Origin of the sequence: Quatrionicoccus australiensis (assembly GCF_020510525.1) — a bacterium.
GTDB lineage: Bacteria > Pseudomonadota > Gammaproteobacteria > Burkholderiales > Rhodocyclaceae > Azonexus > Azonexus australiensis_B.
Genome location: NZ_CP075188.1, coordinates 1,380,129 through 1,395,063 on the forward strand (window position 1 = coordinate 1,380,129; position 14,935 = coordinate 1,395,063).

The 14,935-nt window shown below is 60.5% G+C and carries 15 protein-coding genes; all 15 read left to right on the forward strand.

Features of this window, described 5'->3' with window-relative positions; genetic code table 11:
* Positions 1 to 42: 42 nt before the first annotated feature.
* The 15 genes from rlmN to KI612_RS06700 all read left to right on the forward strand — a co-directional run bounded on the left by rlmN (position 43) and on the right by KI612_RS06700 (position 14,898).
* Positions 43 to 1,134, forward strand: a complete 1,092-nt coding sequence (gene rlmN, locus KI612_RS06630; RefSeq protein WP_226443030.1) for a 23S rRNA (adenine(2503)-C(2))-methyltransferase RlmN — start codon at positions 43 to 45, stop codon at positions 1,132 to 1,134.
* On the forward strand, positions 1,131 to 1,925 hold the full coding sequence (pilW, locus tag KI612_RS06635) for a type IV pilus biogenesis/stability protein PilW (RefSeq protein WP_226443031.1): 795 nt from the start codon (positions 1,131 to 1,133) through the stop codon (positions 1,923 to 1,925). Before rlmN ends, pilW begins: the two co-directional genes overlap by 4 nt.
* Positions 1,925 to 2,839, forward strand: coding sequence for a RodZ domain-containing protein (locus KI612_RS06640; protein ID WP_226443032.1), 915 nt, complete (start codon positions 1,925 to 1,927; stop codon positions 2,837 to 2,839). Before pilW ends, KI612_RS06640 begins: the two co-directional genes overlap by 1 nt.
* A 3-nt stretch (positions 2,840 to 2,842) precedes the next feature.
* A complete protein-coding gene (gene ispG / locus KI612_RS06645; RefSeq protein WP_226443033.1) occupies positions 2,843 to 4,072 on the forward strand; it encodes a flavodoxin-dependent (E)-4-hydroxy-3-methylbut-2-enyl-diphosphate synthase in 1,230 nt (409 codons plus the stop codon).
* Positions 4,069 to 5,367, forward strand: coding sequence for a histidine--tRNA ligase (hisS, locus tag KI612_RS06650; RefSeq protein WP_226443034.1), 1,299 nt, complete (start codon positions 4,069 to 4,071; stop codon positions 5,365 to 5,367). Before ispG ends, hisS begins: the two co-directional genes overlap by 4 nt.
* Before the next feature lie 4 nt (positions 5,368 to 5,371).
* A complete protein-coding gene (locus KI612_RS06655) occupies positions 5,372 to 6,010 on the forward strand; it encodes a YfgM family protein (protein WP_226443035.1) in 639 nt (212 codons plus the stop codon).
* Complete coding sequence (gene bamB / locus KI612_RS06660; protein ID WP_226443036.1) at positions 6,010 to 7,164, forward strand: outer membrane protein assembly factor BamB; 1,155 nt, start codon at positions 6,010 to 6,012, stop codon at positions 7,162 to 7,164. The genes KI612_RS06655 and bamB overlap by 1 nt, the downstream gene beginning before the upstream one ends.
* Positions 7,161 to 8,492, forward strand: a complete 1,332-nt coding sequence (gene der / locus KI612_RS06665; RefSeq protein WP_226443037.1) for a ribosome biogenesis GTPase Der — start codon at positions 7,161 to 7,163, stop codon at positions 8,490 to 8,492. Before bamB ends, der begins: the two co-directional genes overlap by 4 nt.
* Positions 8,493 to 8,569: 77 nt before the next feature.
* A complete protein-coding gene (gene hfq, locus KI612_RS06670) occupies positions 8,570 to 8,806 on the forward strand; it encodes an RNA chaperone Hfq (protein WP_011288708.1) in 237 nt (78 codons plus the stop codon).
* Between the two features lie 63 nt (positions 8,807 to 8,869).
* Positions 8,870 to 10,024, forward strand: coding sequence for a GTPase HflX (hflX, locus tag KI612_RS06675; RefSeq protein ID WP_226443038.1), 1,155 nt, complete (start codon positions 8,870 to 8,872; stop codon positions 10,022 to 10,024).
* A 36-nt stretch (positions 10,025 to 10,060) separates the two neighbouring features.
* A complete protein-coding gene (gene hflK, locus KI612_RS06680) occupies positions 10,061 to 11,365 on the forward strand; it encodes an FtsH protease activity modulator HflK (RefSeq protein ID WP_226443039.1) in 1,305 nt (434 codons plus the stop codon).
* Positions 11,365 to 12,252: a protease modulator HflC gene (hflC, locus tag KI612_RS06685; protein WP_226443040.1), complete on the forward strand. Its 888-nt coding sequence runs from the start codon at positions 11,365 to 11,367 to the stop codon at positions 12,250 to 12,252. The genes hflK and hflC overlap by 1 nt, the downstream gene beginning before the upstream one ends.
* On the forward strand, positions 12,249 to 12,434 hold the full coding sequence (locus tag KI612_RS06690) for a DUF2065 domain-containing protein (protein WP_226443041.1): 186 nt from the start codon (positions 12,249 to 12,251) through the stop codon (positions 12,432 to 12,434). Before hflC ends, KI612_RS06690 begins: the two co-directional genes overlap by 4 nt.
* Entirely contained in the window at positions 12,431 to 13,585 is a 1,155-nt protein-coding gene (locus KI612_RS06695; protein ID WP_226443042.1) for an ATP phosphoribosyltransferase regulatory subunit, read from the forward strand. Before KI612_RS06690 ends, KI612_RS06695 begins: the two co-directional genes overlap by 4 nt.
* A 5-nt stretch (positions 13,586 to 13,590) precedes the next feature.
* Positions 13,591 to 14,898 (forward strand): adenylosuccinate synthase, encoded by a 1,308-nt coding sequence (locus KI612_RS06700; RefSeq protein WP_226443043.1) that lies wholly within the window; start codon positions 13,591 to 13,593, stop codon positions 14,896 to 14,898.
* Positions 14,899 to 14,935 lie beyond the last annotated feature (37 nt).

Here is a 14,935-nt window from a genome sequence, read left to right on the forward strand (position 1 = left end):
TCGAGCCGGCAGCAAAAAGCTCGATCCTGCGTCCTGAATCCTATGCAAAACCTACTTGATCTCGATGGCGAAAGCCTGACCGCCTGGTTCGCCGAACAAGGCGAGAAGCCCTTCCGCGCCCGCCAGGTCTTGCGCTGGATCCATCGTTCCGGCGTGGCGGACTTTGATGCCATGACCGATATTGCCAAGAGCCTGCGCGAGAAACTCAAGCAGCGGGCTGTTGTGATGCCGCCGACGGTCGTTTCCGACAAGTTGTCGGACGACGGCACGCGCAAGTTCCTGATTGATGTCGGCAATGGCAATGCCGTCGAAACGGTGTTCATTCCCGAAGATGATCGCGGCACCTTGTGCATTTCGACGCAGGCCGGCTGCGCGCTTGACTGCGCCTTCTGTTCGACCGGCAAGCAGGGTTTCAACCGTAACCTGACGGTGGCGGAAATCATTGGCCAGCTGTGGCAGGCCAATCACGCACTCGGTGCGGTCCACGGCGACGAACGGGTCATTTCCAACGTTGTGCTGATGGGCATGGGCGAGCCGCTCGCCAATTTCGAAAATTCCGTTGCCGCCTTGAAGCTGATGCTCGACGACAACGCTTACGGTCTGTCGCGGCGTCGCGTCACCGTATCCACCTCCGGCCTGGTGCCGGTCATGGATCGTCTGGGCGATGAGTGCCCGGTTGCCTTGGCTGTCTCGCTGCATGCGCCGAACGACAAGCTGCGCGACCAGATCGTGCCGATCAACCAGAAGTACCCGTTGAAAGAGCTGATGGCTGCCTGCCAGCGTTATCTGGACAAGGCGCCGCGCGATTTCATTACCTTCGAGTACATCATGCTCGACGGTATCAATGACAGCGATGCGCATGCCCGCGAACTGCTGGCGCTGGTCAGGCAGGTGCATTGCAAGTTCAACCTGATTCCCTTCAATCCCTTTCCGGGCTCGCCGTTTCGCCGTTCTTCGGCCGAGCGGGTGCGGCGTTTTGCCGACATCCTGATGGGGGCTGGCATCGTCACCACGACCCGCAAGACCCGTGGTGATGATATTGATGCAGCCTGCGGCCAGCTGGCCGGTCAGGTCATGGACAAGACCAAACGTACTGCCGGGCGGGTGATTCCGCTCAAGGAGGCCAGGTCATGAAGCGTGTTGTGCTGAAAAGCCGGATCGCCGGCGTTCTTCTCAGTGTTTTCTGTGTTTTCCCGGTTTTTGGGCAGATTTACGATAGTCAGCCGACTAACCGTAGCCAGAATTCCGGTGATCCGAGAAATCGTGCCAAGATTCATACCGAGTTGGGGGGCATGTATTTCCAGAGCGGGCACATGGCGGCTGCACTGGATGAGCTTGGTATCGCCATCAAGGCCGACCCCGGATTTGTTTCGGCCTACAGTGTGCGCGGCTTGGTCTATACGCAACTGCGTGATTACCCCAAGGCCGAGGAAGATTTTCGTTATGCACTGAACCTCGCGCCTAACGATCCCGAAGTCAATAATAACTACGGTTGGTATCTCTGCGAGACCGGCAAGGAGCGCCAGTCCATTGCCTACTTTCTGCAGGCCCTGAAAAACCCGCTCTATGAAACGCCTGATCGAGCCTATGCCAATGCCGGCACCTGCGCCTTGAAGGCCGGAGACGTGCAGGGCGCAGAGGGGTATTTGCTCAACGCCCTGCGTTTCGCGCGCGATGGTGCGCCCGGCCCGCGTCTGCAATTGGCCAAGCTGTTTTTTCAGCGAGGCATCAATGAAGAGGCGCGCATCTATCTGAGCGAGGCGCTCAAGCAGATGGAGCCTCCGACATCAGAAGCGCTTTGGCTGGGGGTGCGGATCGAACGCAAGCTGGGCAATCGTTCTGCTGAAAGTGGTTACGCCTCCCAATTGCGGAGTCGCTATCCGACCTCGGATGAATATCAGGAATTCCTGAAGGGCAATTATTAATGAGTGAAGAGATGGATATTGGCGAGCGCGCAGTGGAAGATGCCGGCCAGGATGTCTTGCCGGTCATGCCCGCGGTTGGCGCACAGTTGCGTGCGGCACGCGAGGCACGTGGTATCGCCCTGTCGGAAGTCGCTGCCACCCTGAAACTGGGCGTGCGCCAGCTTGAAGCGCTGGAGCGTGGTGACTGGCAAGTGTTGCCGGGCGCGACCTTTGTGCGTGGTTTCGTGCGCAACTATGCCCGCTTCGTACAAATCAATCCTTTGCCGTTGATGAGCCAGCTTGATGCGGTACTCGAGAAGCCGGTCAGTCGTTTGGGCGAGGCGGATTCGCAACAGACCGCGATGCCGCAAGGCGGGCCCGGTATTTCCCGGCGCGACCGGATGGTCGTGCTGAGCGGTGGTCTGCTGGTGGTATTCGCGGCGCTGATATATTTCCTGTTGCCGAACGACCTCTCGGTCTGGCGTGACAGTGTTCAGGAGCTGATCAGTTCGCTGGCCCGCAAGGACGAAGTGGCTCCGGTTGCTGTGGTCGAACCGGCGCCTGCCAGCGAACCGGTTTTCCCGCCGGGCACGACGCCGCAGCAGGTCATGAATCCGCAGGCTGAGACGCCAGCGGCCGACGCCGTGGCGCCGCAAGCGGCAATGCCGGTGGCGGAAAAGTCCTTGCAGGTAGCCGGTGCGCCGGATATGCGCTTTGTTTTTGAAAAGGAATCCTGGGTCGAAGTGCGTGATCGCGATGGCAAGGTCATCTTTTCGCAGCGCGGTCAGGCGGTTTCAGAGCAGAGCGTTTCCGGTCAGGGGCCGTTCTCCCTGGTGGTGGGTTTTGCGCCCGGGGTCAAGTTGTTCTGGCACGGTCAGACCGTCGATCTGGCGCCCTATACGCGTGGCGATGTCGCCCGGTTGGTTCTGGAGTAGTTTGTGAGTGCTGTGGAAAAACGTTTGACCCGCGTTTGTCGCGTTGGTCACGTCGAACTGGGTGGCAAGTCGCCGGTCGTCGTGCAGTCGATGACCAATACCGATACCGCCGACTATCTGGCGACAGCCATTCAGTGTGCCGAGTTGGCGCGTGCCGGTTCGGAACTGGTGCGCATCACCGTCAATTCGCCGGAAGCTGCCGCGGCCGTGCCGAAAGTGCGAGAGCATCTCGACCGGATGAACTGCAATGTGCCGCTGATCGGCGACTTCCATTACAACGGTCATCGCCTGCTCACCGAGCATCCGGCCTGTGCCGAAGCCTTGGCCAAGTACCGGATCAATCCCGGCAACGTCGGTTTCGGCAAGAAGAAGGATGAGCAATTCGCCCAGATGGTCGAGTTGGCCTGCCGCTATGACAAGCCGGTGCGTATCGGTGTCAATTGGGGCAGTCTCGACCAGGAATTGCTGGCCCGCATCATGGACGAGAACAGTCGCAAGGCGGTGCCACTGGATGCAACCGAAATGATGCGCCATGCGATGGTTACCTCGGCGCTCGAGTCCGCAGCCAAGGCAGAGGAAGTTGGTCTGGCCGGCGAGAAAATCATCCTGTCCTGCAAGGTGTCGAGTGTCCAGGATTTGATCGCCATCTATCGTGAGCTGGCCAGGCGCGCGGATTATGCCCTGCATCTCGGGTTGACCGAGGCGGGTATGGGGTCGAAGGGCATCGTTGCGTCGACGGCTGCGTTGTCCGTGCTGCTGCAGGAAGGCATCGGCGATACCATCCGTGTTTCCCTGACACCCGAACCGGGTGGTTCGCGCGCCCAGGAAGTGATCGTCGCCCAGGAAATCCTGCAGACCATGGGCTTGCGCGCCTTTACGCCGATGGTTGCGGCCTGTCCCGGTTGTGGTCGGACGACGTCGACCTTCTTCCAGGAACTGGCAGGCGAGGTGCAGGATTTCGTGCGCGCCAAGATGCCGGAGTGGAAGCTGCAATACGACGGCGCCGAGAATATGACCTTGGCCGTCATGGGTTGCATCGTCAATGGTCCGGGTGAGTCCAAGCACGCCAATATCGGCATTTCCCTGCCGGGTACCGGCGAAGCGCCGTCGGCGCCGGTCTATGAGGATGGTCAGAAGACCGTCACGCTCAAGGGCGACAATATCGCCAACGAATTCAAGCAGATCATCGAGCGCTATGTGGCGCGTACCTACACCAAGAAACTGAAGTCATGAGTCAAACATTGCAAGCCGTGCGCGGGATGAACGACGTCCTGCCCGACGAAGCCGCCTTCTGGGAACTGTTCGAGGACACCATTCGGTCGTGGCTGAAGAGCTACGGTTATCGTCCGATCCGCATGCCCATCGTCGAGCCGACGCCGCTCTTTAAACGTGCCATCGGTGAAGTGACCGATATCGTCGAGAAGGAAATGTATTCCTTCATCGATGGCCTGAACGGTGAGGCGTTGACCCTGCGTCCGGAAGGCACGGCCGGTTGCGTGCGGGCCGTCATCGAACACAATCTGGCAGCACGCCAGACACAACGCCTGTACTACATGGGCCAGATGTTCCGGCATGAGCGGCCGCAGAAAGGGCGTTATCGCCAGTTTCATCAGGTCGGTGTCGAGTCTTTCGGCATCGCCGGGCCGGATATCGATGCCGAAATGATCCTGATGGGCGCCCGTCTGTGGAACGACCTCGGGCTGGATGGCATCGAGCTGCAGATCAACAGTCTCGGTCAGCCGGCTGAGCGTGCCCAGCATCGTGCGGCGTTGATCGCCTATTTCGAAGCCAGCGCCGAACTGCTCGACGAAGACGCCAAGCGTCGTTTGCACACCAATCCGCTGCGCATTCTCGATACCAAGAATCCGGCCATGCAGGCGTTGTGTGCTGCTGCGCCGAAACTGATCGATTATCTCGGTGCCGAATCGCTGGCGCATTTCGAAGGCGTGCAGGCCATCCTGCGTGATGCTGGTATCCCGTTCAAGATCAATCCGCGTCTGGTGCGTGGCTTGGACTATTACAACCTGACCGTTTTTGAATGGGTCACCGACAAGCTCGGCGCCCAGGGCACGGTTTGCGCCGGTGGTCGTTACGACGGCCTGGTCGAGCAACTGGGCGGCAAGCCGACGCCGGCCTGCGGTTTTGCCATGGGCGTCGAGCGCCTGATCGCGCTGATCAAGGATTCCGGTGGCGAGCCGGCTGCCCCGGCGCCGGACGTGTACCTTGTGCATCAGGGCGAAGCCGCGGCCCGCCTTGCCTTCCGTGTTGCCGAAGGCTTGCGTGACCAGGGGATTGACGTGCTGCTGCATTGCGGTGGTGGCAGCTTCAAGTCGCAAATGAAAAAAGCCGATGGCAGTGGCGCCGGCTTTGCCGTCATTATTGGCGATGACGAGGCGTCGACCGGTGAGGCGCAGCTCAAGTCGTTGCGGGCCGAAGGTTCGGCGCAGCAGAAACTTAAAGTCGATGATCTGGCCGAAGCCATCATCGATCAATTGATTGATTCAGACGCAGACAGCGAAGAGGAATAAGCACATGGCGCATTTGGACCTCGAAGAGCAGGAACAGATTGATTCCCTGAAAACCTGGTGGAAGATGTACGGCAATCTTTTCACCTCGGTGGTGGTGGCTGCATCGATTGGCGCCATCGGCTGGCAAGGCTGGAACTGGTACCAGCGCAGTCAGTCGGCCCAGGCTTCTGCCATCTATGGCGTGCTGGAACAGGCCGTGGCAACGCAGGATACGGCAAAGGTCAAGGCCGCTGCCGGCGAGCTGGCCGAGAAATTCGGCCGTACCAGCTACGCCGGGCTCGGCGCCTTGCTGGCTGCGAAGCAGTTATTCGAGGCCGGCGACCTGAAAACGGCACGCGCCCAGTTGAGTTGGGCGGCTGACAACGGCAAGGATGAGGTTCGCGATCTCGCCCGCCTGCGTCTGGTTGCGGTCCTGCTGGACGAAAAGGAATACGATGCCGCTCTGAAGCAACTTGAGGCAACCCACGCCGCTGTCTTTGCTGCTCGCTTCCTCGAGTCGAAGGGTGATGTCCTGACCGCACAGGGCAAGAAAGCCGAAGCCCGCACCGCCTATCAGGCAGCCCTCGACAAGGGCGAAGCCAAGGCCGGTCCGGCGCGTGAACTGCTGCAACAAAAGCTCGATAGCCTGGGGGAGGCCGCCTGATGTCACGTCGCCTGCTTGTCCTGCTGATTGCCGCCGGCTTGTCCGGTTGCGCCACCATTTCCGACGGGATTGACGCGATCAATCCGTTTTCCAGTTCCGGTCCGAAGATGACGCCGCTGCAGCCGATCAAGGATGCTCTCGAACTGCGTGTGCAGTGGTCGGCTGGCGTAGGCAAGGCCGGCAGTTACAGCTTCGCACCGGCCATCGTTGGCAAGTCGGTTTACGCCGCTGCCCGGGACGGAACGGTCCACAAGCTGGAAGAGGGCAAAACCGTCTGGAAGATCGATGCGGGTCAGCCCCTGTCCGCCGGCGTGGGTGCCAATGCCCGTCTGGTAGTGGTCGGTACGGCCAAGGGCGATGTCCTGGCGTTCTCGGCGGTGGATGGCAAGCCGCTCTGGCAGGCCAGAGTCTCCAGCGAGGTGCTGGCTGCACCGACGGTGGGCGATGATGGTGTGGCCGTGAAGAGCGGTGACAACCGCGTTTTCCTGTTCGATGGTGGCGATGGTGGCCGCAAGTGGGTGTACCAGCGTTCGACGCCGACCTTGTCGGTGCGCAGCGCCGGCTCTCCGGTGTTCGCCGACAGTTATGTGTTCGTCGGTTTCCCCGGCGGCAAACTGGTTGCTCTCAGCCTGCAGAATGGTGCGCCGGTCTGGGAGGGCGCGGTTGCCTTGCCGAAGGGCGCCACCGAGCTTGACCGCGTGGCCGATGTCGTCGCGCCGCCGGCGATTGACGGGCGCCAGGTTTGCGCTGTCGCCTTCCAGGGGCGGGTTGCCTGTTTTGACCTCGGTCAGAGCGGTGCCCTGATCTGGTCGCGCGATATCTCGTCGGCGACCGGTGTGGCGCTCGACGGGCGCTACCTGTTTGTGACCGATGACAAGGGTGCCGTTTATGCACTTGACCGCCTTTCCGGCAGCAGCCTGTGGAAGCAGGACAAACTCCTGAATCGACGTGTTTCCGGCCCGGCCGTCTATCGCAGCAACGTGGTTGTTGCCGATGGCGAAGGTCTCGTGCACTTCCTTTCACGCGAAGATGGCAGTTTTGTCGGCCGTCAGAAAACCGATGGCACGCCAGTCCGTGCGCCGGTACAACAGCTTGGTTCCGGTTTCCTGGTGCAGACCAGTGGCGGCAATCTGAGCGCTATAGAGGCCCAATGAAACCTACGCTAGTCCTGGTTGGCCGACCCAATGTCGGCAAATCCACGCTTTTCAATCGCCTGACCAAGTCACGTGACGCGATCGTCGCCGATCTGCCGGGTCTGACCCGCGACCGTCACTACGGTCACGGCAAGCTTGGGCGCAAGCCTTACCTGGTGGTCGATACCGGCGGTTTCGAACCGTTGATCAAGGAAGGCATCCTGCACGAAATGGCGCGCCAGACCGAGCAGGCGATTGCCGAAGCCGATGCCGTGATCTTCGTGGTCGATGGTCGTACCGGCCTGACCCCGCACGACAAGGAAATCGCCAACAAGCTGCGGCGCCTGGCGCGCCCGGTCATCGTCGCGGTCAACAAGGCGGAAGGCCTCAATTCCGGCATGGTCGAGGCCGATTTCCACGAGCTTGGGTTGGGTGAGCCGTATGCCATTTCCGCCGCGCATGGCGAAGGTGTGCGCGGCCTGGTCGATCTGGCGCTCGATACCTTCCCCGAGCCCGAGGAAGAAGAAGCGAAATCCGACGCCATCCGCGTCGCCATTGTTGGTCGGCCGAATGTCGGCAAATCGACGATGATCAATACGCTGCTTGGCGAAGAGCGCGTCATCGCCTTCGATGCGCCGGGTACGACCCGCGACTCGATCGAAATCGATTTCGAGCGGGGCGGCCGCAAGTACGTGCTCGTCGATACGGCCGGCATGCGCAAGCGCGGCAAGGTCTTCGAGTCGATCGAGAAGTTTTCGGTGGTGAAGACCCTGCAGGCGATTGAAGACGCCCATGTCGTCATCCTGATGGTCGACGCGCAGGCTGATGTGTCCGAGCAGGATGCCCATATTGCCGATTTCATCGTGCAATCCGGACGCGCCCTGGTCGTTGCGGTCAACAAGTGGGACGGCCTCGATTCCTACACCCGCGAGCAGACCCGCCTGGTCCTGCAGCGCAAGCTGAAGTTCCTCGATTTTGCCAAGTTCCATTTCGTTTCGGCCAAGGAAAACATCGGTCTCGAGTCGGTCTTCCGCTCGGTCGATGCCGCCTTCGCCGCGGCGATGACCAAAATGTCGACGCCGCGTCTGGCTCGCGTCCTGGCCGATGCCGTCGCCCGTCAGGCGCCGCCCAAGCATGGCCTGTTCCGGCCGAAGCCGCGCTACGCCCACCAGGGCGGCTCGAATCCGCCGATCATCGTCATTCACGGCAATGCGGTTGACCAGATCAAGGACAGCTATCGTCGTTATCTCGAAAATACTTTCCGCGAAGCCTTCAAATTGCATGGAACTCCCTTGCGAATCCAGTTCGTGACCGCGAAAAATCCGTTTGCCGACAAAGATAAAAACTAATCCGTAAATTCTTCGCCACGGCCAAGTAATTTTGGGTACATTAGGCATCTCATAACAACACACATGGAGTCCACACCATGAGCAACAAAGGGCAACTTTTACAAGACCCCTTCCTTAACGCTCTCCGTCGCGAGCACGTTCCCGTTTCGATTTACCTGGTCAACGGGATCAAATTGCAGGGCCAGGTTGAATCGTTCGACCAGTACGTCGTACTGCTCAAGAACACCGTGACCCAGATGGTGTACAAGCACGCAATTTCCACGGTGGTTCCGGCCCGTCCGGTTAACCTCCAGCAAGAACAGGCGGCGGAATAATTTTTCCCCGTCTTGTGGCCCGCGTTGCTCGCGGGCCTCTTTATTTGACTTCCGGAAACACCCATGAATGAACGACCCGCCGCCGGTGAACGTGCGGTGATCGTTCAGCTTGACTTCGGCCAGCCTGATTTGCAGGATCAGCTGGAAGAAGTCCGGCTGCTTGCCGAGTCGGCGGGGGCTGTCGTTGTCGCCGAGGTTTTTGGCCCGCGGCACAGCCCGGACCCGAAAACCTTTGCCGGCAAAGGCAAGGTCCTGGAAATCGCTGCAACATTGCGTGCCGGCGAAGCCGACCTGGTGATTTTCAATCATGAACTTTCACCGGCGCAGGAACGTAATCTCGAACGCGAACTCAAATGTCGCGTGATCGATCGTACCAGTCTGATTCTCGATATCTTTGCCCTGCGCGCCTCGAGTGCAGAGGGCAAGTTGCAGGTCGAACTGGCGCAACTCGAGCATTTATCCACCCGGCTGGTCCGTGGCTGGACTCACCTTGAGCGCCAGCGTGGCGGTATCGGCATGCGCGGTCCGGGCGAGAAACAGCTTGAAACCGACCGGCGTTTGCTCGGCAACCGTGTCAAGTTGCTGAAGGAGCGTCTGGAAAAGCTTTCCCGGCAGCGAAACGTGCAAAGAAAAGCCCGTTTGCGTGGTGATGTGCTCAGTGTTTCGCTGGTCGGTTACACCAATGCCGGCAAGTCTACGCTGTTCAATGCGCTGACCCATGCAGGGGTTTTTGCTGCCAACCAGTTGTTCGCCACCCTGGATACCACGTCGCGCAAGCTATGGGTCGAAGGGGCTGGCAATATTGTCATTTCGGACACGGTGGGCTTTATCCGTGATCTGCCGCACTCGCTCGTTGATGCCTTTCATGCCACACTGGAGGCGGCCACCGATGCCGATCTGCTGCTGCATATCGTGGATAGCGCGAGCCATGCCCGAGATGAACAGATGTTTGAAGTGAACAAGGTACTTGAAGAGATTGGCGCCCGTCAGGTGCGGCAGGTCATCGTCTGGAACAAGATCGATCTGACCGAGGCTGCGCCGGGAGTCGAGCGGGACGAGTATGGTACTATCGCGCGCGTTCGCGTCAGTGCGCGGGCAGGAGACGGCCTGGATTTGTTGCGTGAATCCCTTGCCGAATTTGCCCGGGCCAAGGCCGAAAGTCGCCAGCGTGAGCTGGCGGCGGCAGAACGCGAAGCCCAACAAGATTACATAAGCTGATACCCGACATCCATGATTCCGACCCTAGGTATATTTATGTCGCTCAACGACCCGCAGTGGGGCAACCGTGGTGGTAACGACGGTGACAAATCCGGTGGTGGCGACCCGCGTCGTCCCAATGACGGACCGCCCGATCTGGAAGAGTTGTGGCGTGATTTCAACCGCAAATTGTCCGGCATGTTCGGCAAGAAGACCGGTGGTGGCGGTAATGGCGGCGGTGATGGTCCGCGTCTGCCGCAGTTCGATTTCAATCCGCGTTTTCTCGGTGGTGGTGTCGGTTTGCTCGGCGCCCTGGTTGCCGCTGTCTGGCTGGTTTCCGGCTTTTATATTGTCGATGCTTCGCAGCGCGGCATCGTGCTCCAGTTCGGCAGTTTCCATGAAACGACCGAGCCGGGCCTGCGCTGGCGTTTTCCCTATCCGGTGCAGTCGCACGAAATCGTCAATCTGAACGGTGTGCGTACTGTCGAAATCGGTTATCGCGGCAGCGAGCGCAACAAGGTGCTGAAAGAAGCCCTGATGCTGACCGATGATGAAAACATCGTAAACATCCAGTTTGCCGTGCAGTACATCCTGAAGGATCCGGTCGAATACCTGTTCAACAATCGTTCGCCGGATGAAGCCGTGATGGGCGCTGCCGAAACGGCGGTGCGCGAGATCGTCGGCAAGAGCAAGATGGATTTCGTGCTCTATGAAGGTCGCGAGCAGATTGCGACCCAGGCTTCCAAGCTGATGCAGGACATTCTGGATCGCTACAAGAGCGGCATCCTGATTTCCAAGGTGACGATGCAGAATGCGCAGCCGCCGGAGCAGGTACAGGCGGCCTTCGATGATGCCGTCAAGGCTGGCCAGGATCGTGAACGGCAAAAGAACGAAGGCCAAGCTTACGCCAATGACGTGATTCCGAAAGCCAAGGGTACCGCCGCACGCCTGATGGAAGAAGCCAACGGTCACAAGCAGCGCGTCATTTCGACGGCGGAAGGTGATGCCTCGCGCTTCAAGCAGGTTCAGACCGAGTACGCGAAGGCGCCGGAAGTGACCCGTCAGCGCATGTATCTGGAAACCATGCAGCAGGTTTATTCGAGCACCAGCAAGGTGCTGATCGATGCCAAGGGACAGGGCAACCTGCTTTACTTGCCGCTCGACAAGCTGATGCAGGCCACGGCAGCGACGGCTGCCGTTGCGGCCGAAACGCCGACTTCGATCCAGTCCGGCCGGCCGGCCACGCCGCTGTCGTCGGAAGTGCCGCCGCAGCTCGAGCAGGCACCTGCGGTTGGCGGCAAGTCGTATTCAGGTAGTTCGCGTGAAGGCTCGCTGAGCTCGCGTGATCGGGAGAGTCGTTGATGAGTCCGCGTATCAATTTGATCGGTGCCTTGATCGCCAGCGTGCTGGTGGTCATTGCGATGTCGGTATTTACCGTTGATCAGCGCCAGTTCGCTGTCGTCTTCCAGCTGGGTGAAGTCAAGCAGGTGATCACCGAGCCGGGGATGAATTTCAAGATTCCGCTGATCCAGAACGTGCGTTTCTTCGAAAAGCGCATCATCACGCTCGACAATGCCGAGCCGGAGCGTTTCATCACCTCCGAGAAAAAGAACGTGCTGGTCGACTCCTACATCAAGTGGCGCATCGTTGATCCGAAGCTCTATTACATCTCGGTCGGCGGCGACGAGTCGCGTGCCAAGACCCGTCTGAACCAGACGGTCAACGCCGGTTTGCGTGAAGAATTTGGCAAGCGGACCGTGCATGATGTCGTGTCCGGCGAGCGTGACAAGATCATGGAGCAGATGCGCGAAAAGGCCGATGCCGATGCACGCAAGATCGGTGTCCAGATCGTCGATGTCCGCGTCAAGCGTGTCGAATTGCCCAGCGAAGTGAGCGATGCCGTCTATCGCCGCATGGAAGCGGAGCGCAAGCGCGTTGCCAACGAACTGCGTTCGGAAGGTTCGGCCGAGGCGGAAAAGATTCGCGCCGATGCCGATCGTCAGCGTGAAATCATCATCGCCGACGCCTACCGTGATGCGCAGAAGATCAAGGGCGAGGGCGATGCCAAGGCGTCGGCGATCTATGCCGGTGCGTTCGGTCAGAGTCCCGAGTTCTATGCCTTCTACCGCAGTCTGGAAGCTTATCGCGGCAGCTTCAAGAACAAGGGCGACGTGATGGTGGTTGAACCCAACTCCGACTTCTTCAAGTACATGAAGAGTCTTGGACGCGGCGCCGACAAAGGCAAATGACCTCGACCCTGCTGCTGGCCTTCGCACTGATGCTGGTGCTCGAAGGCCTGATGCCCTTTATAGCCCCGGCGGCGTGGCGTGAAACCTTTCGCCGCCTCATTCAATTTTCGGATGGACAGATCCGTTTCGTCGGCTTGACGTCGATGATCATCGGTCTGGTCCTGCTCATGGTCTTCGCATGAACTGGCTGTTACCTGAATACATCGCTGATGCCCTGCCGGCGGAAGCCGCTCGCATCGAGCAACTGCGCCGTACCGTCCTGGATCATTTCCGGGCCGGCGGTTTCGAATTTGTCATGCCGCCGATGCTGGAATACCTGGAGTCGCTGTTGACCGGCGCCGGCCAGGATCTGAACCTGCGCACCTTCAAGCTGGTCGATCAGCTTTCCGGCCGGACGATGGGCGTACGCGCCGACATCACGCCGCAGGCGGCGCGCATCGACGCCCACCTGCTCAACCACCAGGGCGTGACCCGCCTGTGCTATTGCGACAGCGTGCTGCATACCCTGCCGGCCTCGGTTTCGGCCGGTCGCGAGCCGCTGCAGATCGGTGCCGAGCTGTACGGTTTTGCCGGCATCGAGGCCGACCTGGCGATCATTCGCCTGATGGCCGGAGCCTTTGCCAAAATCAAGCTGCCGCTCAGCCGGGTCGACCTCAGCCATGTCGGCATCTTCCGCGCCCTGGCCGAAGCGGCCGGACTGGCGCCGGATGCCGAAGAAAATGTGCTCAGCCTGTTGCGTGCCAAGGATGTGCCGGGGCTGATCGAAGCCTGTGCCGGCGTTGCCTCGCCCTACCGCGAAGCCCTGCAGGCGCTGCCGCTGCTTTATGGCGACGTCGGGGTGCTGGCCCGGGCCCAGGCCGAACTGCCGGCCTTGCCGGCGATCACGGCGGCGCTCGACGGTTTGCGTCACCTCGTCGAAGCAGCGCCGGAACTGCCGTTCTCGATCGACCTGTCGGATCTGCGCGGCTATCACTATCACAATGGCGTGGTCTTCGCCGCCTACTGCCCGGACTATCCGGCCGCGATCGCGCTGGGCGGGCGTTACGACGGCGCCGGCAAGGCTTTCGGGCGGGCGCGTCCGGCCACCGGTTTCTCGATGGATCTGCGTGAAGTGGTGCGCCTGGTCGCACCGGGCAAGGTGCAAGGCGCCATCCTGGCTGGCGCTGCCGGCCACGACAAGACACTGGCGGCGCTGATCGCCGCCCTGCGCGAGCAGGGCGAGATCGTCGTCGAACTTCTCCCCGGCGAAACAGCCTGCGAGGGTCCGTTCTGCGACCGCAAGCTGGTCCAGGTCGGTGGGCAATGGATTATTGAAGCAATACAAGAGGATTAATAAAAATGGCCAAGAATGTCATTGTGGTGGGCACCCAGTGGGGTGATGAGGGCAAGGGGAAGATCGTCGACTGGCTGACCGACCACGCCAAGGGTGTGGTCCGCTTCCAGGGTGGCCACAATGCCGGCCATACGCTGGTTGTCGGCGAGCAGGTCTACAAGCTCAATCTGGTGCCGTCGGGCATCGTGCGTGATGGCGTCGATTGCTACATCGGCAATGGTGTCGTGCTCGACATCCACCACCTGATTTCGGAAATTGCCGAGCTCGAGAAGGGCGGCATCGATGTCCGCTCGCGCCTCAAGATCAGCCCGGGCTGCCCGATCATCCTGCCGTACCATTCGGCCATCGACAAGGCGCGCGAAGGCGCCAAGTGTGCCGACAAGAAGATCGGCACGACCGGCAAGGGCATCGGCCCGAGCTACGAAGACAAGGTCGCCCGTCGCGGCCTGCGCGTCTATGACCTGTTCTATCCGGAACGTTTCGCCGAGAAGCTCAAGGAAGTGCTGGAGTATCACAACTTCGTGCTGACCGAGTATTTCAAGGCCGAACCGGTCGACTTCCAGGCCGTCTACGACCAGGCGATGGCGGATGCCGAGTTCATCAAGCCGCTCGTCGTCGACGTCTCTGCCGCGCTGTACGACGCGCATGCTGCCGGCCAGAACATGCTGTTCGAAGGCGCCCAGGGCACGCTGCTCGACATTGACCACGGTACCTACCCGTTCGTCACCTCGTCCAACTGTGTTGCCGGTCAGGCAGCAGCGGGTGCCGGCGTCGGTCCGGGCATGCTGCATTACGTGCTGGGCATCACCAAGGCCTACTGCACGCGCGTCGGTGGCGGTCCTTTCCCGAGTGAGCTGGATATCGACACCGAAGGCACGCCGGGCCACCAGATGTTCTCGGTCGGCAAGGAATTCGGCACGGTCACCGGGCGCAAGCGCCGTTGCGGCTGGTTCGACGCTGCACTGCTGCGTCGTTCGGCCCGCATCAACGGCCTGACCGGCCTGTGCATCACCAAGCTCGACGTGCTCGACGGCCTCAAGGAAATCAAGATCTGCACCGGCTACCAGCTGGGTGACAAGGTGGTCGATCTGCTGCCGATCGGTGCCGACGACGTCGCACGCTGCGTGCCGATCTACGAAACCATGCCGGGCTGGGAAGGCACGACCTTCCGCGTCAAGCGCTGGGAAGACCTGCCGCAGGGCGCCCGCAATTACCTGAATCGCCTCGAGGAACTGTGCCAGGTGCCGATCGCCATCGTGTCGACCGGCCCGGAGCGCGACGAGACCATTCTCAAGCAGCATCCATTCAATTAACCGGCGTCGCCGGTCATGTCTGCAGGGCGTCATTCCT

Bases quoted from the DNA above. Each gene is read 5' to 3' on its own strand.
- KI612_RS06690 (WP_226443041.1), top strand. From the start codon at position 12,249: ATGACCTCGACCCTGCTGCTGGCCTTCGCACTGATGCTGGTGCTCGAA.
- hisS (WP_226443034.1), top strand. From the start codon at position 4,069: ATGAGTCAAACATTGCAAGCCGTGCGCGGGATGAACGACGTCCTGCCC.
- KI612_RS06655 (WP_226443035.1), top strand. From the start codon at position 5,372: ATGGCGCATTTGGACCTCGAAGAGCAGGAACAGATTGATTCCCTGAAA.
- hflK (WP_226443039.1), top strand. From the start codon at position 10,061: ATGTCGCTCAACGACCCGCAGTGGGGCAACCGTGGTGGTAACGACGGT.
- KI612_RS06700 (WP_226443043.1), top strand. From the start codon at position 13,591: ATGGCCAAGAATGTCATTGTGGTGGGCACCCAGTGGGGTGATGAGGGC.
- KI612_RS06640 (WP_226443032.1), top strand. From the start codon at position 1,925: ATGAGTGAAGAGATGGATATTGGCGAGCGCGCAGTGGAAGATGCCGGC.
- KI612_RS06695 (WP_226443042.1), top strand. From the start codon at position 12,431: ATGAACTGGCTGTTACCTGAATACATCGCTGATGCCCTGCCGGCGGAA.
- hflX (WP_226443038.1), top strand. From the start codon at position 8,870: ATGAATGAACGACCCGCCGCCGGTGAACGTGCGGTGATCGTTCAGCTT.
- hflC (WP_226443040.1), top strand. From the start codon at position 11,365: ATGAGTCCGCGTATCAATTTGATCGGTGCCTTGATCGCCAGCGTGCTG.
- der (WP_226443037.1), top strand. From the start codon at position 7,161: ATGAAACCTACGCTAGTCCTGGTTGGCCGACCCAATGTCGGCAAATCC.
- bamB (WP_226443036.1), top strand. From the start codon at position 6,010: ATGTCACGTCGCCTGCTTGTCCTGCTGATTGCCGCCGGCTTGTCCGGT.
- hfq (WP_011288708.1), top strand. From the start codon at position 8,570: ATGAGCAACAAAGGGCAACTTTTACAAGACCCCTTCCTTAACGCTCTC.
- pilW (WP_226443031.1), top strand. From the start codon at position 1,131: ATGAAGCGTGTTGTGCTGAAAAGCCGGATCGCCGGCGTTCTTCTCAGT.
- rlmN (WP_226443030.1), top strand. From the start codon at position 43: ATGCAAAACCTACTTGATCTCGATGGCGAAAGCCTGACCGCCTGGTTC.